This is a genomic window from Parabacteroides sp. AM08-6 (assembly GCF_003473295.1).
GTDB lineage: Bacteria > Bacteroidota > Bacteroidia > Bacteroidales > Tannerellaceae > Parabacteroides.
Genome location: NZ_QRMP01000010.1, coordinates 93,182 through 114,537, shown reverse-complemented (window position 1 = coordinate 114,537; position 21,356 = coordinate 93,182). Strand labels below are relative to the sequence as shown.

Annotated in this window: 15 protein-coding genes; 6 read left to right on the top strand and 9 right to left on the bottom strand. The window is 42.3% G+C overall.

The annotated features are described in order from the left end of the window. Positions 1 to 22 precede the first annotated feature (22 nt). The gene (locus tag DW103_RS09210) at positions 23 to 940 is read right to left on the bottom strand and encodes a dihydrodipicolinate synthase family protein (RefSeq protein ID WP_122275389.1); all 918 of its coding nucleotides are present in this window, start codon (positions 938 to 940) and stop codon (positions 23 to 25) included. A gap of 114 nt (positions 941 to 1,054) precedes the next feature. Next, positions 1,055 to 2,269 (bottom strand): ROK family transcriptional regulator, encoded by a 1,215-nt coding sequence (locus DW103_RS09205; RefSeq protein ID WP_122275354.1) that lies wholly within the window; start codon positions 2,267 to 2,269, stop codon positions 1,055 to 1,057. A 409-nt stretch (positions 2,270 to 2,678) separates the two neighbouring features. Here DW103_RS09205 and ruvB point away from each other — a divergent pair, with 409 nt between their 5' ends. The 3 genes from ruvB to DW103_RS09190 are packed head-to-tail and all read left to right on the top strand — an operon-like array spanning position 2,679 to position 6,626. Next, positions 2,679 to 3,704: a Holliday junction branch migration DNA helicase RuvB gene (gene ruvB / locus DW103_RS09200; RefSeq protein ID WP_122275387.1), complete on the top strand. Its 1,026-nt coding sequence runs from the start codon at positions 2,679 to 2,681 to the stop codon at positions 3,702 to 3,704. A gap of 8 nt (positions 3,705 to 3,712) precedes the next feature. Beyond that, positions 3,713 to 5,068 carry a glycosyl hydrolase gene (locus tag DW103_RS09195; RefSeq protein WP_122275352.1) on the top strand — a complete coding sequence of 452 codons (1,356 nt, stop codon included), beginning with the start codon at positions 3,713 to 3,715 and terminating at the stop codon, positions 5,066 to 5,068. A 49-nt stretch (positions 5,069 to 5,117) separates the two neighbouring features. Beyond that, a complete protein-coding gene (locus DW103_RS09190; protein ID WP_122275350.1) occupies positions 5,118 to 6,626 on the top strand; it encodes a lipopolysaccharide biosynthesis protein in 1,509 nt (502 codons plus the stop codon). Between the two features lie 22 nt (positions 6,627 to 6,648). On the opposite strand, the gene DW103_RS09185 is transcribed toward DW103_RS09190, so the two are convergent. Continuing rightward, a complete protein-coding gene (locus tag DW103_RS09185; RefSeq protein ID WP_122275348.1) occupies positions 6,649 to 8,724 on the bottom strand; it encodes a HAMP domain-containing sensor histidine kinase in 2,076 nt (691 codons plus the stop codon). Between the two features lie 249 nt (positions 8,725 to 8,973). Here DW103_RS09185 and DW103_RS09180 point away from each other — a divergent pair, with 249 nt between their 5' ends. Next, a complete protein-coding gene (locus tag DW103_RS09180) occupies positions 8,974 to 10,332 on the top strand; it encodes a TIGR00341 family protein (protein WP_122275346.1) in 1,359 nt (452 codons plus the stop codon). Between the two features lie 19 nt (positions 10,333 to 10,351). Continuing rightward, positions 10,352 to 12,484, top strand: coding sequence for a S46 family peptidase (locus DW103_RS09175; protein WP_370453473.1), 2,133 nt, complete (start codon positions 10,352 to 10,354; stop codon positions 12,482 to 12,484). 86 nt (positions 12,485 to 12,570) lie between these two features. Here the strand turns inward: DW103_RS09175 and DW103_RS09170 are convergent, their stop codons facing one another. Next, on the bottom strand, positions 12,571 to 13,041 hold the full coding sequence (locus DW103_RS09170; protein ID WP_122275342.1) for an Lrp/AsnC family transcriptional regulator: 471 nt from the start codon (positions 13,039 to 13,041) through the stop codon (positions 12,571 to 12,573). A gap of 177 nt (positions 13,042 to 13,218) precedes the next feature. On the opposite strand from DW103_RS09170, the gene DW103_RS09165 reads away from it, so the two are divergent. After that, on the top strand, positions 13,219 to 14,505 hold the full coding sequence (locus tag DW103_RS09165; protein ID WP_122275340.1) for an O-acetylhomoserine aminocarboxypropyltransferase/cysteine synthase family protein: 1,287 nt from the start codon (positions 13,219 to 13,221) through the stop codon (positions 14,503 to 14,505). 74 nt (positions 14,506 to 14,579) lie between these two features. On the opposite strand, the gene DW103_RS09160 is transcribed toward DW103_RS09165, so the two are convergent. Genes DW103_RS09160 through DW103_RS09140 form a run of 5 tightly spaced genes read right to left on the bottom strand, consistent with a single transcriptional unit; the run spans position 14,580 to position 21,304 of the window. After that, on the bottom strand, positions 14,580 to 16,511 hold the full coding sequence (locus DW103_RS09160; protein ID WP_233545652.1) for a GxGYxYP domain-containing protein: 1,932 nt from the start codon (positions 16,509 to 16,511) through the stop codon (positions 14,580 to 14,582). Positions 16,512 to 16,555: 44 nt separating this feature from the next. Next, a complete protein-coding gene (locus tag DW103_RS09155) occupies positions 16,556 to 17,320 on the bottom strand; it encodes a DUF6599 family protein (RefSeq protein WP_122275338.1) in 765 nt (254 codons plus the stop codon). Then, complete coding sequence (locus DW103_RS09150; protein WP_122275336.1) at positions 17,317 to 18,471, bottom strand: DUF362 domain-containing protein; 1,155 nt, start codon at positions 18,469 to 18,471, stop codon at positions 17,317 to 17,319. The genes DW103_RS09155 and DW103_RS09150 overlap by 4 nt, the downstream gene beginning before the upstream one ends. A 12-nt stretch (positions 18,472 to 18,483) precedes the next feature. Continuing rightward, complete coding sequence (locus DW103_RS09145; RefSeq protein ID WP_122275334.1) at positions 18,484 to 19,656, bottom strand: aminopeptidase C; 1,173 nt, start codon at positions 19,654 to 19,656, stop codon at positions 18,484 to 18,486. A gap of 37 nt (positions 19,657 to 19,693) precedes the next feature. Continuing rightward, positions 19,694 to 21,304 (bottom strand): dipeptidase, encoded by a 1,611-nt coding sequence (locus DW103_RS09140; RefSeq protein ID WP_122275332.1) that lies wholly within the window; start codon positions 21,302 to 21,304, stop codon positions 19,694 to 19,696. Positions 21,305 to 21,356 lie beyond the last annotated feature (52 nt).

The window sequence follows — 21,356 nt, the reverse complement described above, 5'->3', positions numbered from 1 at the left end:
ATTTAGATTGTGTTTCGACTGTTTAGAATTTGTTGCATCTTTCAAAGAAGCCGATGGCTTCCAGTTCTGCTTTCATGGCAGCTTCTTCGGCATCTGTCATGTTCCGGAACGGCGTACGGTTCTTTCCCAGGTCCAGACCGATTAGTTTCATGATTCGTTTTCCTCCCACTATATTTCCACGATAGCGGCAAATTACATTGATAACTTCTTGTGAGAAGTTTTGTTTTTCGCGTGCTGCTTCCAAGTCTCCGGCAGCCCAGGCCTCTAAAATACCGGTCAACTCTTTTCCATTATAATTGGTAGTGCCACCTATGCCGCCTTGTGCGCCACCCATGGCCAGACAGGGGAGGATTGTTTCGTCCTGTCCGTGCAGCATATCGAATTTGCCGTTTTTATAAAGTCGGCATTGATTGTATTCATACAGGCTTTCATACGTATATTTGATACCGGCGAAGTTCGGAATGCGTCCGTCTACCGCTTTCAAGAAATCGACCATGGAAAGAAAAGCCCCGTTAAAGGCCGGGATATGATAATAATAGAAAGGTAACTCGGGAGCACCACAGGCTATCTCTTCGCAATATTCCACTAATTCTTCCACCCGGTTTACTTTCGGAAACGGTGAAGCCATTGCCCCGATACCCCAAGCTCCGATTTGCTGCGCATGAGCAGCCAGATTGCGGCTCGACTTTACGCAAGTGCTTCCTACGTGTACGATTACTTTAAATCCTTTCGGCGCAACTTCCATCCATTTTTCGGCAAGTTTCATTCGCTCTTCTTCCGTCAGCATGTATCCCTCGCCGGATGAACCGTTGATGAATACACCTTTTAGCCCGTTTTTGGCAAGAAGTCCGGCATATGCTTCTATAGGTTCGTAGTTTACTTCTCCGTTTCCATCGAACGGAGTGAAAGGAGCGTCAATCAGACCTATAATTTTTTCCATTGCTTGCATTGCCATCGTGTTTATCCGGTATTTTAAATATGCGGCAAATATAAATAAAATATTTTAATAATAGGCAGGTTGTTTGAAAATATTTTACAAGGGAGGCATTCTATATCAAGCATGTATCACTCCAAGCAGTTTGCTTCTGGATAAAAGGCAAGCTCCTAATACGCCGGCTCTTTCGCCCAAACGGGAGATTCTTATCTCGGTGTCTTGGTTGACGAGGTTGAGCGAATATTTGCGAATGGCGCTTTTTATCGGAAGGCTGATATATTCGCCGGTCAGCGACAAAGGACCTCCCAACACGACCAATTCCGGGTTGAAAAGGTTTATAAGTCCGGCTATTCCTTTTCCGAGATTTAGTCCGATTTCTTCCAGTATGTCGATACAGAGGATGTCTTCTTTGCGGATTGCTTCAATCAAATCGTCGAAGGAGATGTATTTTCCATTATCTATTTTACTTGCTAAAATCGTGCTGCTACCTTCCTTATACCGTTCCAGCAGGATGCGTTGTAGGGCTGAGCCGGAAGCGCCGGTTTCGAGACAACCTTTTTTACCGCAGTGGCAGATTACTTCGCTGTCGAAAAATCGGAAATGCCCGAATTCACCTGAAAAACCGGATTTTCCGTAATAAAGATTTCCGTCGATAATAATACCGACCCCCAGTCCCCAGGTCATATTAATAAACAGGATATTTTTTTCACCCTTCACCACGCCCCGCATGTATTCGCCGTATGTCATGGCACGGGTGTCGTTTTCGATGAATACTTTTGTTTTCAGTTTTTCCTCCAGTATCTGGGCCAGCGGTTTCTCTTCAAAATAGAATATACTGTAACTATATCCGGAGGTTGGGTTCACCCGTCCTGAAATATTGACGCATGCAGCCAGTATTTTATCCCGTTCCACCGGCAGTTTGTCTATAAATGTGTTCGTTAGCCGGCAAAGTTCTTCCAATGAAGCCGGCGTGTTTTCCATTTTGTATGGAATGTTTTCTTCCAACACCACCGTATCTCCTTTAAAATCGACAGCCCCGAGGTTCAGCTTGTCTTTGAGTATGTCCACTCCGACAAAATAGCCGGAAACCGGATTCAGCCCGTATATATTCGGTTTTCTTCCTCCGTTTGTATCTTGCTTGCCGAAATCCAGGATGTACCCGTCTTCCTGCAATTCCGTAATTAATTTTGTAACGGTCGGAATGCTGAGATCCATCTCGCGTCCCAAATCGGCAATTGTACCGTCGCCATTGGCTATATAGTAATGGATAATTTTCTTTTTCAGGACTTCGCTCCTGTTGTTATTATCTGATGATATCAGGAATTTTGTGCTCATGGTCGTTGTGTGTTGAATGATGTGGGACAAATGTAAATAAAATATTTTCAAATGTTGGCTTCTGAAAATAAATATTTTTTGAGCTCTCCGGTTTAAAATCTACAAAAGAAGATGGTTTTGTTGCGCGTACCGGAAATATTAAAATGTTCATCATTTGAGTGTTTTGTAATCGAATTGATATGTCAAAAAGAGTTACATGTGCGGGTAATTCATTTTACCCGCCATATTAATCCCTTTTACCCGCTATGGTAATGACATTTTGATAATCGTTTTTTCTTGTGTAGTTGTATATTTTCCTTTATTCATAAAAGGTGAAGGGAAAATAGCTTGATAAGGTTGTAGGAAAAGTATGTAAACAGATGGCTGCTTCTGTATTATTAGTTATCTTTGCCTGTCAAAGATGAAAAATATGGAAGACGACTTTGATATACGAGATGTGCAGATGCCGGAAAGCGAGCGGGAGTACGAAAATGCGCTGCGTCCGCTTTCGTTTCATGATTTCAGCGGACAGGCTAAAGTGGTTGAAAATCTGAAGATTTTTGTGATGGCTGCCCGTATGCGCAAAGAGGCGCTGGACCATGTGCTGCTGCATGGTCCCCCCGGACTGGGAAAAACTACATTATCGAATATTATTGCAAATGAACTGGGAGTGGGTTTTAAGGTTACTTCCGGTCCAGTATTGGATAAGCCCGGCGATTTGGCGGGGGTATTGACTTCATTAGAAAAGAATGATGTCCTTTTCATCGATGAAATCCACCGGTTGAGTCCGATTGTGGAGGAATATCTTTACTCCGCAATGGAGGATTACCGGATAGATATCATGATAGATAAAGGGCCGAGTGCCCGTTCCATCCAAATAGATTTGGCCCCGTTTACCTTGGTAGGAGCAACGACTCGTAGTGGGTTGCTGACCAGCCCGTTACGTGCTCGATTCGGTATTAATCTGCATCTCGAATATTATGAAATGGAGACACTGACAAAGATTATACTTCGTAGTGCCGATATCTTGCAGGTAAAATGTGAACTGAATGCTGCCCGCGAAATTGCTTCACGCAGCCGGGGAACACCCCGTATCGCGAATGCTTTGTTACGCCGTGTACGTGACTTTGCCCAGGTGAAAGGTTCCGGCGAAATCGATAAGGCTATTTCCTGTTATGCACTGGAAGCTCTTAACATTGACCGGTATGGTCTCGACCAGATTGATAATAAATTGCTTACTACGATTATAGATAAGTTTAACGGTGGTCCGGTCGGCCTTACTACCATTGCTACGGCACTGGGGGAAGACCCCGGTACACTGGAAGAAGTTTACGAACCTTTCCTGATAAAAGAAGGGTTTATCAAACGGACCCCCCGCGGACGGGAGGTAACGGAACTGGCCTATACGCATCTGGGTCGTAACAAAGGAAGTGAACAAGGTTTTTTATTTGATTAATCTAGCTTATGAGAAAGACATTTATTATTGGGATACTATTTATGCTTATAGCTCCTTTCAAAGGAGTGGCTGTATCCGAAAAGGGAGAAAAACAAAAAGTGAAGGCAGAAGAAGCTGTTTCTGCCAACGAGTTCCTGAACAGTATCGGGGTTAATTCCTCAATAAGTAAACGAGGGGAGGATTTGCAGCACACAATCGAGTATGTAAAATATTTAGGTGTCCGCTGGTTCCGTACCGGTTATGAGGATAATGTGAGCCTGGATGACCTGAAGCGTTTGCATAAGGCCACGAATGCCCGTTTCAGTTACGGCCTGTTAAGTGGTGGAAATGATATTGCACGTCTGATGAAGGATGCTACATTTTTGGCTTCCGAGGGTGCTTTGCTGGCTATAGAAGGTCCGAATGAACCGAATAATTGGGGGATTTCGTATCAGGGAGAGGATGGTGGAGCTCGAAATAGCTGGTTGCCTATCGCTCGTTTGCAGCGCGATTTATACCAGGCTGTAAAAAAAGACCCGGTACTTAAAAATTATCCGGTTTTTCATCTTACCGAAAACGGTGCGCAGACGGATAATGCCGGTTTGCAGTTTATTGAAATACCTGAAGGGGCAGGGACTTTGATGCCTGCCGGTACCCGTTATGCTGATTATGCGAATTGTCATAATTATGTTTCGCATCCTTCCTGGTCTGGCGTACATGATAATCAGACTTGGTTGAGTGCCGACCCCGGACGGGCTTGCCCGGTTGACGGATTGTATGGTAATTACGGTTCTACCTGGGGCAAACATTTTTCCGGCTATTCGGAAGAGGAGTTACAAACATTACCCCGTGTTACTACGGAAACCGGCATTGCTATCGATGAAAAGGATGGAATTACGGAGAAATTGCAAGCATGTATGTACGTAAATCTGTACTTGAGCCAATTTAAAAGAGGGTGGAAATATACGGCGGTTTATCTGCTGAGGACTCGTTCGGATGAGGCGGCTCACGAAGTTTTCTCATTTTTCAATCTGGATGGTTCGCCCAAACTGGCTGCCCATTATTTACATAATCTGACGACTATTTTGGCGGATACGAAAACGAAGCCTACAACAGAGACTTTGGCTTTTGAGGTGGAAAATGAACCTGAGACTGTTCACCATCTGTTGTTGCAGAAAAGTGATGGCAAGTTTGAATTAGTTTTATGGGGTGAGTTATATACCGGAGGAGCGAAAGAGGTTCGGGTAAGTTTTGACCGTCCTCACAAACAGATTCGTCTTTATGACCCGACAATCGGTTCAGAGGTAGTGGAAACTTTTCATAAAACGGATGCAGTCACCTTGACAATGACAGACCATCCTATTGTTGTGGAGATAATCAAATGAGACTTTTAGTTGTTCCTGTGATAGGAGTTTAATTTAAAATAGAAGAGTTATGGCAGGGGGAATGAAGCGGCTTGCCGGTGAAACCGCAATTTATGGTGTGAGCAGTATTGTCGGAAAGTTTCTGAACTGGATGTTGGTCCCGATGTATACGCGTGTTTTGGCTACAGAAAGCGATTTCGGGATTGTTACAAATCTGTATGCCTGGACAGCCTTATTAATGGTTATTCTTACTTATGGGATGGAAACAGGCTTTTTCCGTTTTATGAATAAGAGAGAAATTACGCTTCCGATGCGTGTATATACGACTACATTATTTAGCCTTGCCTTTACTTCTATTTTGTTTATGGTTTTCGTGTTCAGTGCGCTCAATCCCATCAGTCATTCGTTGGGCTATGGTGCGCATCCGGAATATATCGGAATGATGGGCGGGATTGTGGCTGTGGATGCTTTTTGTTGTATTCCGTTTGCTTTCCTTCGCTATCAGGGAAAGGCAGTCCGTTTTGCCGGAATCAAGTTGCTGAATATCTTTCTGAATATTATATTGGTTATTTTCTTCCTGATTGTTTGCCCTTGGTTGTATGAGCAGGCGCCGGAACTGGTCGGCTGGTTTTTCAAACCTGACTATCAAGTCGGCTATATCTTTATTGCCAATGTGCTGACATCACTGGTTACTTTTATCCTGTTGATACCTGATATGATTCCTGGATTACGCGAAAAAGTCAGCTTGTCTTTGCTGAAACAGATGCTTAAATATTCTTTTCCCATTTTAATTTTAGGTATTGCCGGTATTTTTAATCAGACGGCGGATAAAATACTTTTCCCATTCCTCTTTGAGGATAAGGATTATGCGACTACGCAGTTAGGTATTTATGGCGCTTGTTTCAAAGTGGCGGTAGTAATGGTGATGTTTATTCAGGCCTTCCGTTATGCTTACGAGCCTTTTATTTTTGCGAAAAATAAAAGTGACAATAATACAAAAGCTTATTCTGAAGCGATGAAATATTTCATTATCTTTTCTTTGATAATCTTCCTGGGTGTCATGTTTTATCTGGATATTTTGAAGTATTTTGTAGCTTCCGAATATTATCCGGGACTTCGTGTAGTACCAATTGTCATGCTGGGCGAATTGTTTTTTGGTATTTATTTTAATCTTTCTTTCTGGTATAAACTTATAGACCAGACTCAGTGGGGAGCTTATTTTTCGACAATCGGCTGTGTCGTAACGGTTTTGATTATTGTTCTGTTGGCTCCTGTTTATGGCTATATGGCTTGTGCCTGGGCTTCATTTGCCAGCAATTTATTGATGATGATATTGTCGTATGTGATTGGGCAGAAAAGATTCCCTATACAGTATGATATTAAATCGGCAGTGTTCTATGGAGTACTTGCTGCAGTCTTTTATGTTGCCGGTATTTTGCCGCAAATAGAATCGGAATTCTTGCGATTGACTTATCGCACAATACTTCTTCTTGTATTCGTAGGAATCATAATAAAGAAGGATTTGCCATTAAGCGAATTGCCCTATATCGGGAACAAGTTCAAGGCGGGTAAAATGTAAGAAAGTTCTCTCTGATATTTTATTAAACAGTTTTGTATGGATTGATAGGTAATTTTAATATAAACCGGGCTCCATCCGTATAAGAAGTGTCGAGAATGATTGTTCCGTTCAAACGTTGGGCAACTAAGCGACAAAGATAGAGTCCCAGACCTGAACCCGGTATAAAATCGTCGTTTTTAGTGAAACGTTCGAATACCCATTCGCTCTTGTCGGCAGGAATACCGCAACCGGTATCTGTTACGCTTATGCACATCATTTTGCCGCTTTCATCGGGCTGATAAGCCAAAATGATGCTTCCTTGTTCCGTGAATTTATTGGCATTGTTCAGAAGATGCGCAATTATCAGGTTCAAATGTGTCGGATCTGTATAAACAAGGTCTTTCTTTTGGTTTCCTTCCACTTTGTATTCAATATTTGGTTTCTGATGCTGTTTTTTCAGCATCTCCATTTCATGCAGACAAAGTAGATTGATATTGGTAGGTTCGAGCGGTAGTGTGTTGTCATTGCTATCTAATTGTGCGATTACCAGAATATCATTCATCATGGAGGTGATATTGGTACAATTGGCATAGATAATTTTACTGAATTCCTGTTTTTCTTCATTGCTCACATCTTCGCTGGTGATTAATTCGGCAAAACCATTAATGGCATTTAATGGTGTGCGGACTTCGTGGCACATGTTTTTGATGAATGCATTTTTCATTCGTTCGCTTTCTTGCGCTTTCTCACTGGCAATGATGACGAGGCGGTTCGATTCTTGTAATTCTTTATATAAGTTTTTAACTTTTCCCAATCGGAAAAATACGTAAACCCCTGTACAAAGGGCCAAAATAAAGAGAGAGAAGAATAAGTAAAGTTGTCCCCGGCTTTTTTGCAAATCCAACTCTAATGCTTTTTTCTCAACGACTAATTCGTCTACACGCTTCTGTACTTCCAAATCCTCTATTTTATTCTCCATGTTTTTTAATCGTGCAGAGTCTAAAAGGATTACATATTCCTTATAGGCATTGTAAGCCTCTTTGTAATCACCGATACTGTCCAGAAAATTTATTTTTTCTTTTAAGGTTTCGATAACATACTCACTTAAATCTGCTTTAAAGTTTGCATGGCGGAAATAATAGATGATGGAATCGCTGTATTCAGTGGCTTTTTTGTAGTTTTCAAGGTTTTTATAGTAGTTGAGAATGGTAAAAAGTCGATCATAATCAGCTGAAAATGCAGCATCTTCAGGGTATTTTTTGTTTAGTTCCAGAAATTGTTGGAAATAAGATGTAGCTATGTCTTTTCCTAGTGTTTTTGCGGAAGTGGCTAATACCGAGTATGCATTGAGCAGATGTCTTTTCGAAATAAAAGGACGCTTCTCCATCTCACTGGTTTTGGCATACTCTTTCTGCATGTTCAGATAACGTAAGGTATAATGAGTCTGTTGCTCAGGATCTAAACTATAGAGGCTAAGTATGTTGAAGGAATTTAACCGGAACAAATAGGAGTATTTAAGCGGTATGTCAGTCGATAAATCAATCACATTTTTAAAATAGCTACAGATTGTGTTATGTAAAGTTTCCTCATTTCCCGGATCTACCCGGTTACTATAGGCCATTCCCAACACGTAATTAATAGATATTCTATCTAAGGCAGATAAATTTTTCTCCGTTTCCAGTTTGATTTTGTATTTTTCTATCAGGCTCATTCTTTCTTCTCCTTCGGTGTAAAAAACAACTCGGACATCCATGATTGTTTTCATGTAAGTAAGCAAAAAATCCCGGCTTTTCCCTTTTAGTTCGCGTTCCGTTTCCGTCAGGTATACTTGGGCACTGTCTTTGATGTCGTTATTGACATAATATCGAAGGATTTCGGTGAGGGCTGCTTCTTTATAATAATCATTATCTTGTTCCAAAGCCTCTTTATAAAGTTGTTTTGCGTAGTCCACTTGTTCTTGCTGGCGGGAGATGTCCATCAGATTGGTTAGGGTTTCCAGCTTTTTTTCAGCAGATGTGGCTGATTTTAAAGCGGTAATAAGTGAGTCTTTTGTAGCATTATTAGCCGTTGCCATAAAAGAAATTGTTAAAATAGATAAGATGAACAGGTAACGTTTCATTTCATTTTATAGCTTTTATGTGATATTAAGTTGTATTTTATGCATTTTCCAAGACAAAGTTAATTGAAAATCAATAATTCAAGAGAAAAATAGGAACTTATTTCATGTTCTTTCTCCTTATTTTTTATTTCGCGATACAATTTCTATCTTTGCGCGGGTTAGGCGGTGTATTTATTAGGTGTTAGCATAGTTAAGCCCATTTACATGTCGTTTGACCGGGAGTAGATTATAAAGTACAGTAATTTAGATATGGAAAAGGGGTTGTTGCATAAGCAGATTAGGGATTTTTTTGTCCGTAATTTCGATGTTCGCCAAGAGAAGGAAGATGAGCTTGAAACTATCGAGTCTATAAGAAAAGGGATAGAGTTTAAAGGTACGAACCTCTGGGTTCTTATTTTTGCTACGTTTGTCGCTTCGTTGGGATTGAATACGAATTCTACCGCGGTAATTATCGGAGCAATGCTTATTTCTCCTTTGATGGGGCCTATCATGGGATTTGGCTTGGGATTGGGTATTTCGGATTTCGAATTGATTAAACGTTCGTTTCGTAATTTTGCTACGGCGACAGTGTTCAGTGTGATTACGTCCACTTTATTCTTTTTGATATCACCTATCAGTGAAGCGCAGAGCGAATTGTTAGCTCGTACGCAACCGACCGTGTATGATGTTTTGATTGCTTTCTTCGGTGGATTGGCCGGAATAGTAGCCAGTTCGACGAAAAGTAAGGGGAATGTTATTCCCGGTGTGGCTATTGCAACAGCTTTGATGCCACCTCTTTGTACGGCCGGATTTGGGTTGGCAAGTGGAAATTTGTATTACTTTTTCGGTGCTTTTTATCTGTATTTTATTAATACTGTATTTATTAGTCTGGCAACTTATCTGGTCGTGCGGTTGCTGAAATATCCCAAAAAGGTCTTTTTGGATAAACAACGTGAGAAAATTGTCACTCGCTATGTCGGTGTAATCGTGTTTTTCACTATTGTACCCAGTCTTTTCCTCAGTTATAATTTGATTCGGGCCAGCTATTTTAATGATCGGGTACGGAATTTCGTAAATGAAGAGTTAGCTTTTCCCAATACTCAGATTTTGAATAAAACGATAACAAATACCAGCGATACGAAAGAGGTGAAAGTGGTTCTTATTGGTGAAAACGTACCGGAAACGATGATATCCAACGCGCGGTCTAAAATGAAAAAATATGGTCTGAAAGATGTTTCATTAGTTGTGCAGCAGGGCTTCGGCCAAGAAGCGACGGATATCCATGAACTGAAAAGTTTGTTGATGCAGGATTTGTATAAGAATAGCGAAGAGGTGCTTCGTGCACAATCGATACAGATTGACTCCTTAAAACGTGATTTGAGCAAATATCATAGTTATAACCGCTTGACATCCGAATTGATGCCGGAAATGAAAGTCCTGTTCCCTTATGTGCAAGAAGTTTCTTGTTCGCATACCTATTTGATGAATATAGATAGTGCTACACCGGATACGGTTTTACTGGTCTATTTGAAGAGTAAAGAAAAAGTACTTGAAGCTGAGCAGGAAAAAATAAAAGATTGGCTTTCAGCCCGTGTTGAATCGAAAAAAATCAAATTAATAATCGAATAATAAATTAAGAATGTATTTTATGAAGAAGTTGTGGGCAGTTTTACTGTTTCTCGTTGTTGCAGGCCAAGTGTATGCTGATGAAGGCATGTGGGTGCTGAAAGAATTGAATAAACAGAACCTGGAGAGAATGAAGGAACTGGGATTTGTTCCGTCTTATAAGCAGTTATACAGCGAGACTGACCCTTGTGTTGCCAATGCTGTTGTCATATTCGGTGGTGGATGTACCGGTATTACGGTCTCGAATGAAGGTCTTGTTTTTACGAACCATCACTGCGGTTTCGGTGCAATCCAACAGTTGAGTAGTGTGGAACACGATTACCTGAAAGATGGATTTATATCGCAAAGTAAAGAAGATGAGTTGCCTGTTCCGGGTCTGACTGTCCGTTATCTACGCGAAACAGTGGATGTCAGCGACCGGATTAATTCCCAAATAACTTCTATCAAGGAAGAACGTCTGCGTTTGGCTGCAGCCGATTCCATCGGTCGTGTAATAGCCGATTCGGTTGGACGTAATGAATTTCTGTCTGCCGACGTGATTCCTTTCTATAATAATAACAAGTATTTTCTGGTTGTCTATGATGTATTCAATGACGTGCGTATGGTATTTGCACCGCCTAGTTCCGTAGGTAAGTTCGGGGGAGATACCGACAACTGGATGTGGCCGCGTCATACGGGCGACTTTTCCATTTTTCGTGTTTATGCCGACGCTGAAAACAAACCGGCTGTATATGATAAAGAAAATAAACCTTATCTGCCGAAATATGTAGCGGAAGTATCTCTGCAAGGCTATCAGGATAAAGATTATGCGATGACTATCGGTTTCCCCGGCAGTACGGACCGTTATCTTTGCTCATGGGGTGTCCAGCAGCGTATAGAAAATATAAATAAGCCCCGTATCGAGGTACGTGGTGTCAAGCAGGCTATTTGGAAAGAGGCGATGCAGGCAAGTGATGCAGTCCGTATCAAGTATGCTTCCAAATATGCCGGGAGTTCTAATTATTGGAAGAATTCTATCGGTATGAATAAAGGTCTTGCCAACCTGAACGTTATTGACCGTAAGCGTGAAGAAGAAGCTGCCTTTGCCGCTTGGGTGGCACAGAACCCGGCCCGTCAGGAAAAATACGGTGAGGTATTGAGTTTATTGGAAAAAGGGTATACCTCAGCGAACAAATATAAGAATATCTCGACTTATCTGGGTGAAGCTTTTGTAAGCGGTGCCGAGATTATCCGTTTGGCGCGTATGATACAGAGTGTGGATGTAAAAGGTTCTACTCCCCAGGAAATTGACATTTTTCTGGAAAATAATGTGAAATCTTTTTTCAAGGATTATGAGCCTTCATTAGACCAAAAAGTGCTGGCAGCTATGATGCAAGTGGTTAAAGAACGTGTCCCGGCCGAGCATCTTCCTGATATTTATCAAAAGGTGGATAAAAAATATAAAGGCGATTATGCTGAATATGCAGCCGATGTATTCAAAAAAACATCGATTCTCTCGTATGATAATGTTGAGAAAATGCTAAAGGATTCAAGGCAATATGCCAAACTGAAGAAAGACCCGGCTGCCGAACTGAGCTTGTCCGTCTTGATTTCTTTGTTTGAATTACAACAGTTGGCGGGAAACTCTTATTTTGACATAGAGAAAGGCGAACGTTTGTACTTTGCCGGTCTGAAGGAAATGTATCCGGACAAGGCTCTTTCGTCGGATGCAAACTTTACTATGCGTGTAAGTTACGGTTCCATCGGTGGTTATCGTCCTTTTGATGCAACTTCATACGATTATTATACTACGCAGAAGGGTATTTTGGAAAAAGAAGACCCGGAAAATGATGAATTTTGGGTGCAACCTGAAATTTTAGATTTAATTCGCAGTAATGATTTTGGACAATATGCGAACGAAAAGGGCGAATTACAGCTTTGTTTCCTCTCCAACAACGACATTACGGGGGGTAACTCCGGTAGCCCGGTATTTGATAAAAATGCCCGTTTAATCGGTCTTGCTTTCGATGGAAACTGGGAAGCAATGAGTGGTGATATTGCTTTTGAGCCTGAATTGCAGCGTTGTATCGGCGTAGATATTCGTTATGTCTTGTACATGATTGATAAATGGGGTAAATGCCCGCGTCTAATTAATGAATTGAAGCTGGTTAAATAAAACGTAGCAAATCAGAATAGGGAAGAAGGCATTGTAATTGAAGTTTTGCAATGCCTTCTTGCATTTTGAACAATTTTTCGCTCTTCTTAAATATGTATACCATATTCATGTTTTACTTCATTCATAACAAACGTACTTTCCAATGAACCGAGACTGTTAATCGTTCCCAATACATTGAGAATAAATTCCTGATAATACCTCATGTTCGGAGCATGTATCTTTAACAGATAGTCGAAACTTCCCGAAATATTATAACATTCGGTCACTTCAGGGATATTTTGTATCGTTTCTGTAAATTCAGTGGCAATGTCACGGTTCAATCTTCTGAGTTTCACACTGCAAAATACGACGAAACCCTGGTTTAGTTTCTCTGCGTCCAATACGGCAACGTATTTTTTTATATATCCGCCGTTTTCGAGACGCTTAAGACGCTCAAAAACCGGAGTAGATGAAAGACTGACCTGGGCTGCCAATTCTTTTGTTGTCAGCCGGGCATTCTTTTGCAGGATGCGGAGGATTTGCAAATCTACTTTATCGAGCTTATCTAATGTATTCATAGAATAATATTCTTTTAAAGGGTGGATATGCTTTATTAGTCAATTCTGTTTTTCTATAAACTGCCACAAAAATAGAGTTATTTTCTATATATTGAGCAAATATTGTTTGATATTTCTTAGTAATTTAATTTTGCTGGAAAATAATTCGAATAATAATCATTTAAGAAGAATACGATTATGGCAACAAGAAAATTGCATTTTGAGACTTTGCAAATTCATGTAGGACAGGAACAACCGGATCCGGCAACAGATGCCCGTGCTGTGCCTATTTATCAGACTACGTCTTATGTATTTCGAAATTCGGCTCATGCAGCAGCTCGTTTCGGTTTGCAGGAGCCGGGGAATATATATGGGCGTTTGACCAATTCCACACAAGGAGTTTTTGAACAACGTGTAGCCGCCCTTGAAGGAGGTGTGGCGGGGTTGGCCGTTGCTTCGGGAGCTGCTGCTATTACTTATGCTTTTGAGAATATCACCCGTGCGGGCGACCATATCGTGGCGGCAAAAACCATTTATGGAGGTAGTTATAATCTTCTGGCACATACTTTACCTGCTTATGGAGTTACGACGACTTTTGTAGATCCGACTGATTTGTCTAATTTTGAAAGGGCTATTCAGGAGAATACGAAGGCTGTTTTTATTGAAACGTTGGGCAACCCAAATTCAAATATTATTGATATAGAAGTTGTTGCGGAAATCGCTCATCGTCATAAAATCCCTTTAATCATTGATAATACATTCGGTACTCCTTATTTGATTCGTCCCATTGAACATGGTGCTGATATTGTGGTACATTCTGCTACCAAATTTATCGGTGGCCACGGTTCTTCTTTAGGAGGCGTTATTGTAGATTCCGGTAAATTCGACTGGGTGGCTTCCGGCAAATTTCCTCAATTGACCGAACCCAATCCTTGTTACCATGGAGTTCGTTTTGTAGATGCTGCAGGTCCGGCTGCCTATGCCATTCGTATCCGTGCTATTTTACTGCGGGATACAGGAGCGACTATCAGTCCTTTTAATGCTTTTATCTTATTACAGGGTTTGGAAACTCTTTCATTACGTGTAGAGCGCCATGTGGCAAATGCCTTGAAAGTCGTCGATTTCCTGAAAAATCATCCGAAAGTGAAGAAAGTGAACCATCCGTCATTGCCCAATCACCCGGACCATGCTCTTTACCAACGTTATTTTTCGAATGGGGCGGGCCCTATATTTACTTTTGAATTGAAAGGTGGTCAAGAAGAAGCTTTTCGTTTTATAGACAGTCTTGAGATATTTTCTCTGCTGGCGAATGTTGCCGATGTGAAATCTTTGGTTATCCATCCGGCTAGTACGACTCACTCACAACTTAATGCAGAAGAACTTGCCGAACAGGAAATTTATCCGGGAACGGTTCGGTTGTCCATTGGTACGGAACATATTGAAGATTTGCTCGCCGACTTGCAGCAGGCACTTGCTAAAGTCTGAGATAACAGATTTATGGCTTTCTCTGGTATTGGAAAAAGCTATAGATGTGTTGTGCAAGGAAGGGAATTGACTGGTTAATCAATTTTCCCTTCGGCTGCAGCCGGATTTTGTTCTAGATAAATCCGGTATAATTCGAAAAAAGTAGGAGCGTCCAAAAGTTCGATATTGGGATTTTGCTTATGTACTTCTTCCATAACCTGGACATACCAAGTCGGAGTTTTCAGAATATTCCGGAACCAATGGAAGGGTATCGGACGTTTGGAAACGCGTTCTGTAATCATATCCGCCGCTTTTTTCGGATTTCCGTCGTTTATGTCGTAATCGGCTCGGATGACAGGCATTCCTTTATGCAAGAGTGTAAGAGGTATTTTTTGCGGAACAATACCGTTGGGGCTGAAAGAGGCATAGCAGTCCAATCCCTCTTCGTTCAATCCCGGCGCTTCTCCGTCTATGACAAATCCGGTGATACTGAGTCCCCATTTGTCGTAATATTTTTTGCAGTGTTCGGCCCAAGTCTCTAGTCCGGAGGGCAATCCGGACAATGGGCGGGGTGCTTGAAGCATACCGGGCATCAGATATCCGGCTCCATTGTCTGCTGCTGCAAAATAATCGTTCGGACTTGCCGTTTTGCGGAAATTATGTAAAACCATTGGAACTCTTTCCTGCAAAACCGGACTTATACACCACATCAAAGGAAGTTTACCCCGGTTGGGGTCGTCCCAAATGCTAGGAGTACGCTGGGTAATCCAGGAAGATGCATCGTAATCGCCGACATAAAAGACGATGAAATCGCGATTTTTTAATATTACTTCTCCCTTTTCGTTCAAGAAACCTCGTTGTTTCAGTTCTTCCCGGCTTACCCAATCCTGTTTGTATTTCTTTTCCAATGGGAAATGCTGCCAGAAAGAGGCATTGGCCAATGCTCCGTATCCGATGGCATCTGCGTCTTTAAAAGCATTATATGCACTGATGATGCGTGAAAATTCCCATTCGGTCGGAACATCATCGTGTATGCCTCCTGCATGTTTCGTATATTTGAATGCCCAGGAAGGAAACCCTCCGATGTAACACATTTTCTTGCCCTTATTCTGTTTGTATGCCAGCAGTAACATTTCTCTCAACGTCTCTAAATCGGTCCCTGTAGGCTGTGTCGTATCGTCTGTTGCCGGTTCGTCCCCCCAAGGGGACAAATCAAAGAAAAAAGCTTTCTTGCTGACGAAGAAATCATGATTGGTTAATGTGTGATGGTTAGGAACTGTCGCTTTTGGTTTTTGCCTCCAATACTGGTCGATATAGTAAGCTGCATATTCCGTATTGCATTTGCCGGTTTTCATATATTTCTCTATAAACCAACGGTAAGGGTCGTTTTTCAGTGAACCGGTTGTCGGCGTATCACTCCCGGGAAGATTGCCTTTGGCGGTGAAAAGGGATGTTCCGTCTTTGTTTACCAACCATACTTTTACAGGCAGTTTAAGCTCTTTTCTGATTTTTGTGTAGAGACTTTCCGGGTCTGTATCATAGCGGACTGCGATTAAATTATCGATACCGGAAATTGCCGATGCGACATTGCTGGTTGAGGGAACATTGGAATCGTATACGACAAGGCCTTTAATACCCTTTTTGTAATAGCGGATTGCTTCAATGATATCCTGCAATTCCATCGTATCCCGGCCGGCCAACCATTCTCCCGGTTGCCGGTATTTATTCCACCAATATTCGTCAATCGGGTTTTCTCCTTCCTGGATATATTGAATATATAGTCGGGATGTATCCCGATTTACAATACCTTGCAAAGTAGCAATTGTATGCAGGTGGTCCCATACCTTTTTTACTTGTTGCGGGTCATCTAAGTTTGCGGCAAGTGTATAACGCATGTCCAGTAATGTGATAACTTGTGTATCCTCTTTATCCGCGGTGCAACTATTAAATGATATAACAAAGAGCAAAAGCATGAAATGCAGCTTCTTTGTAAAAATAGTCCGGTAAGTTTCTCCTCTATTATTCATTGTCTTTCAATCATTAGTCTGTTATATAGACACAAAATATTTTTTCAAAAGCCGAAATCCCCTTGGTCGTTCTCTTCTTTTTCAGCCTCTTCTCCTTTCATATAAATAAAGTTGTTCCCGGCTTGTATCACGGCTGCCTCCGAAAGTTTTGCTTTGAGTTTTCCGGTTACCTCTTTATCTTTCAGATAAATCAGGGCTTTGTATCTTTTTCCCGGTTTGTCGGCGATGAACCAGATACCGGTATAAGGGATATTTTCCAGTAATTTGGATAGTGAAGTACTGACTCCGGACACGGATATAGGACCACGTAAAAACTTTAGCTGTCCGGAATAGGGAGGGGTAAGTTTCAAAATGTCCGGTATCCGCGGATTCTTTTTGCCATCCATCGGAATATAAAGACGGAGCAATTCGTCCACATGGCTTTTGGCAGCCTCCGAGCCACTTGGAAAAACAACAGAAATATAATTGTTGCCGGCTACTGCTTGCAACTGATAGGGAGACAGGCAGTCCATGCAACCATCCGTATCTGCTCGTGTACATTTGAATATGTGAAGCGAATAAATGCCGAACGCATCTTCCGGCGTGGGCATATCATAAATATCGATTGTATATTCTTCGTCTTTATACGTCAGGTCGCGCGTAACCAGCCGGGTTACCCCATATTCGAGAAATTGCTCGGCGCCTCCATTCATAAAGCCATACAATCCTTCTCCGGTAAATATACGTTCGCGTTTCACCTCCGGTTCTTCCGCAAACAGAAAAAAAGGAAAAAGGAACAAAAGTAAGATTCCCGGAAAATAATGTCTCATGCCTGTAAGTTTATTTCGGTTAATTCTATTTTATCCTTATCAGCTACGCCCAATTTCAGTTCTTGTGCCATATCCATAAAAGTACGTGCTCCGTCTTTTTCCTTTTCCTGCAAGCCCTCTAGGATTCGTTTGTTGATAACGATATCATAGCAAATACGGTCTACGGCAACCGGGTCCGTTCCTATTACCAGTGTGTTGTAATGGCAGATAAATTGCGGGTTGGCTGACGGGCCTCCGTCGAAACAGCCGGTTAGTCCGTCGGCAATATTCAAAACGACTTTATCGCGTAAAGGGGGGAAAGCGCAGGCGCAGGCACATGTGTCGTGCCACATCGGTCCATGCAGACGGGCTGTGTTTGTGATAGACCCGAACGCTAGGTTTTTCATGCAGACTGTGATGGTGGTTCCTGCATTCTTTATTACCGGAACGTTGATGATTTTAGTTATTTTTTCCGTACATATCTTCGTGAAGTACGAATACTTTCCGCCATTTATCATGTATGGCAGGGTATAGGCATCATATTCGCCTTCCAAGTCTACGTAGAAATAATGTTTTTTGTCCACACGTTCTTCCCCGTAGAATTTACCTTCCGCATTGATGTAACTGCCGTTTTCATCTTGGTATTCTGTCCCCATAATCGGGATATCAGGGTAGTTTTCTGCGGTGAAACCGGACTCTTTCAGGTCGGCTTCGCGCCGATCCCATATCAGCAGATGGTCTCGCCGGATACCGGCTTCTTCCAGTTGCCGGATAATCGCCCGGGTGACGGCATGTGAAGTAGACAACAGTTTTCCGGCTATCGGGTTTACCTTCAGACCGATGATGTCGTCCGGTCCGACCAGTTGCAACCAAGCTTCCTTCAGGTTTTCTTGTCCGGTCAGGCGGAGCATGGCCGATTTCAACATTTCGTAGGCGGCGATGTCCGACGGTTTTCCGTCCACGATACAGGCGGGATGGTTGGCTTTCACTACTTTCCCCGGATATTTTCCCGGCATTGAATGAGGAGTCCGGGGGATGGCTATCGCCTCTTTTATGTTGGTTTCCGGCTTCTCCTTTGCCACTCCTGTCGGTGCGGCAGCTTTCACAATCGGAGAGAGTGCGGCCGTTATACCTCCGGCGGCGATGGAGCGGAAAAAGTTTCTTCTTTTCATGGAGCTATTTAATTAATTGATTCCTAACTTTGCTTTTAAAGCTTTAGGGATAGCATCTTTGTGTACCATTACATAAATTGTTTTGGCACGGACAAAACTTTCGGACATATTCAGATAGCCTCCAAATTTATGGCGTTCTGTTCCCCATGAGTTTTTGGTTATGTAATATTTTGTACCATTTTGGTCTTTGGTAATTCCCGTCAGATGCATCAAATGGTCATCGGTTGTAACGAAAGCCTCATAACCTTGTTGGCGAACTTCAGGTGTTACATTGATTTCGGGATAGGGGCGTTCGAATTTAAAAACTTCTTCCAAACGTCCCTTTTCATCGAGTTTTTCAAAGCGGGCACGGTCTGTATCGGAGAGGTCTTCTACCTTTTTGACTTCCGGATTGATGGCTACGCCGTTTTGAAAGGAAAAGCCTTTTTCGCTGACATCCCCGTCCCAACATACGGTGAAACCGTTGTTGAGGGCGTAATCCACTGTTTCCATCATTTCGTCGAGTGGAAGGTTGTACATAAAAGAGTGTTCCCAGTTGTCCGGAACTTCTACGTCAAACTTCTGATAGTAAGGATGATGGGTGAAGCTTGTCAACTCTATGTAATTGTCCATATCCAGCCCCAGAAAAGCAGCGAACGATTTGGGGGTATATTCCTTACCGTTGTATGTAAACTTTTCCGGAACTTTACCTAAGTACGTATCGAACAGATTATTAATCAGTTCATAATATTGCGGACTGCGTTGTTTCGATTTGACGGCCACGTCGGCAATGGCGGACATAAAGCGAACCATTTCACTATGGTTATGCTTATCCGAATTGTAATTGATGCCGGTATAAACTTCTTCCGGTACAATACCTACTTGTTTATAGGCATTCATAAAAGTGTGAGAAAGGCTTCCTTGCCCAATATTTCCGTTCCCGCCGCGCAGATAGTTATCTTGCAGCTGATTCATGTATTTTTGTCGGACAATAAACATTTCCGACAGGTCGTAAGTCCCTTTCCCCATACGCAACAACTCAGATTCCATGAACGAAGTTGTAGCAAAACACCAGCAAGTTCCGGTCGCTGCCTGATTTTTTACCGGAGTAGCCGGAAGCTTTACGACTTCAGTAAACTGATAGCCTTGTGCAAATGCGCTAACGGAAGCAAATGCCAGTGCGCAGGAAATAATAAGTGTTCTCATAGAATTATGGGATTAAAAGATAAATAAATTCATTTGTTTAAAATCCTCTTGCAAACATCTTCCAAAATTCATCGGCCATCTCTTGCCAGCGATACATGGATGCTCCGGCAAAATCAGCTGTGTATCCAGTAAGGAAGGCTCGTGCGGTTTCATCGCCTTTAGAGTTTTGAAGTTCCTTATAGCGGCTTTCTACAAACGGCATCTCAAATTGCCCTTTTTCTTCGAAATGTGCGATGGAACCGTTGATTTTGTCTTTTGTTAGTCCCCAACGGACTGTTGCCAGCTTATTTGCCCGGCGGAATGCCCAGATGGCGGCATCTTCCCTGTGGTGATGTTGTCCGCAAATGCCGAAACTAGCGGGTAGGGAGGTCGTTCCTGCGAAAATAGGGATACGTGGACTCTCCCCCGGGTTGTCGAACGATAGCCAAGCTACACCACCTACTCCATCAGGCAACCAACTACGGAGCTGTATCACATGCGAATATGAACATTGGGGAACGGCAACGAGGCGGTTACGGTCGACTGTCCCTTCTTTTACACCGTTCAGCATATTTATCATGTCCGAAACCATCCAGGGATTAGCTGCCGGGCTGGTGATGATTTCTTTTTCGTTACTTTCTTTTTTCTTCACGGAGACTTTCAGGTTCTTAACTGTACTCCAGTCTGTCCCGTCGTATGTCTGGCGCAACAGGGCCATAACATCTCTTACACTTACTTGTTTATCCGGTTTTACGCTGAGGGGTAACTCTTCGGAATTATAAGAGAGGTTTAAGGAAGGAGCTAAATAATTCAAAATGAAGTACTCCCGGATACTGAATGATTTGTTTTCTCCAAAATAGTTGCCTCCACTGTAAGCTTTCCAAAACTTAAACGGTTCTTTTCCATCCCAGAATCCCATCCTTTGGGCGACAGAGAAGACATTTTCGGAAGCCATATAGTTGTCTTTATCTTTCAGGTCGAGTGTGGAGATACGGGAGATATTGGCCGAAACGCCTACATGGTCGTCCGGTATACGGACTGCTGCCCAGACACCTCCGATTTTATCCGGACCTTCACCGAATATTTCAAAATGCCAGACCTCGTTCGGGTCGGCAATGGTGAGACATTCTCCGGAGTCACCATATCCGTATTCAGCAACCAATTGTCCTATCAACCGGATAGCTTCACGGGCGGTTGAACAGCGTTGAAGGGCTATCTTTTCCAGTTCCTCAATCACAAACATTCCCTTTTTGTTTTGCATCTCCTTGCGTCCGGAAATCGTGGTTTCACCTATTCCCAATTGTTTCTCGTTGAGGCAGGGATAGGCTGTATTTAAGAATTGATAGGTGGAGCGGACTTCGGGAATAGTCCCTCTCAATTCCATATTTGTCCGGTCGGATGGATATTCGGTATGCATACGTCCGTTGTAGATGGCTACTGTTGTATCATGGTCGTATTGAGTTGCCGGAACGATTTCCATCCAAGTACGATAGTTCCCGTCACAGGTATGGCTGGTCATAACCGAACCGTCCGTCGAAGCCTTTTTGCCAACCATAATGCTGGTACAACTTTCCGGATTATTAACGGGTTGTGCGTATTCGATTTCCTGCGCAGGCAGGTTGTAGCAATAACCGGTTAAGATGAGTGTCAGGAAAAGAATTTTATTCATGTGTATTATTATTTGTTTCAACGCCTAAAGATACAAACTAATTTCAAAACCC

Bases quoted from the DNA above. Each gene is read 5' to 3' on its own strand.
- DW103_RS09210 (WP_122275389.1), bottom strand. From the start codon at position 940: ATGGAAAAAATTATAGGTCTGATTGACGCTCCTTTCACTCCGTTCGAT.
- DW103_RS09205 (WP_122275354.1), bottom strand. From the start codon at position 2,269: ATGAGCACAAAATTCCTGATATCATCAGATAATAACAACAGGAGCGAA.
- ruvB (WP_122275387.1), top strand. From the start codon at position 2,679: ATGGAAGACGACTTTGATATACGAGATGTGCAGATGCCGGAAAGCGAG.
- DW103_RS09195 (WP_122275352.1), top strand. From the start codon at position 3,713: ATGAGAAAGACATTTATTATTGGGATACTATTTATGCTTATAGCTCCT.
- DW103_RS09190 (WP_122275350.1), top strand. From the start codon at position 5,118: ATGGCAGGGGGAATGAAGCGGCTTGCCGGTGAAACCGCAATTTATGGT.
- DW103_RS09185 (WP_122275348.1), bottom strand. From the start codon at position 8,724: ATGAAACGTTACCTGTTCATCTTATCTATTTTAACAATTTCTTTTATG.
- DW103_RS09180 (WP_122275346.1), top strand. From the start codon at position 8,974: ATGGAAAAGGGGTTGTTGCATAAGCAGATTAGGGATTTTTTTGTCCGT.
- DW103_RS09175 (WP_370453473.1), top strand. From the start codon at position 10,352: ATGAAGAAGTTGTGGGCAGTTTTACTGTTTCTCGTTGTTGCAGGCCAA.
- DW103_RS09170 (WP_122275342.1), bottom strand. From the start codon at position 13,041: ATGAATACATTAGATAAGCTCGATAAAGTAGATTTGCAAATCCTCCGC.
- DW103_RS09165 (WP_122275340.1), top strand. From the start codon at position 13,219: ATGGCAACAAGAAAATTGCATTTTGAGACTTTGCAAATTCATGTAGGA.
- DW103_RS09160 (WP_233545652.1), bottom strand. From the start codon at position 16,511: ATGAATAATAGAGGAGAAACTTACCGGACTATTTTTACAAAGAAGCTG.
- DW103_RS09155 (WP_122275338.1), bottom strand. From the start codon at position 17,320: ATGAGACATTATTTTCCGGGAATCTTACTTTTGTTCCTTTTTCCTTTT.
- DW103_RS09150 (WP_122275336.1), bottom strand. From the start codon at position 18,471: ATGAAAAGAAGAAACTTTTTCCGCTCCATCGCCGCCGGAGGTATAACG.
- DW103_RS09145 (WP_122275334.1), bottom strand. From the start codon at position 19,656: ATGAGAACACTTATTATTTCCTGCGCACTGGCATTTGCTTCCGTTAGC.
- DW103_RS09140 (WP_122275332.1), bottom strand. From the start codon at position 21,304: ATGAATAAAATTCTTTTCCTGACACTCATCTTAACCGGTTATTGCTAC.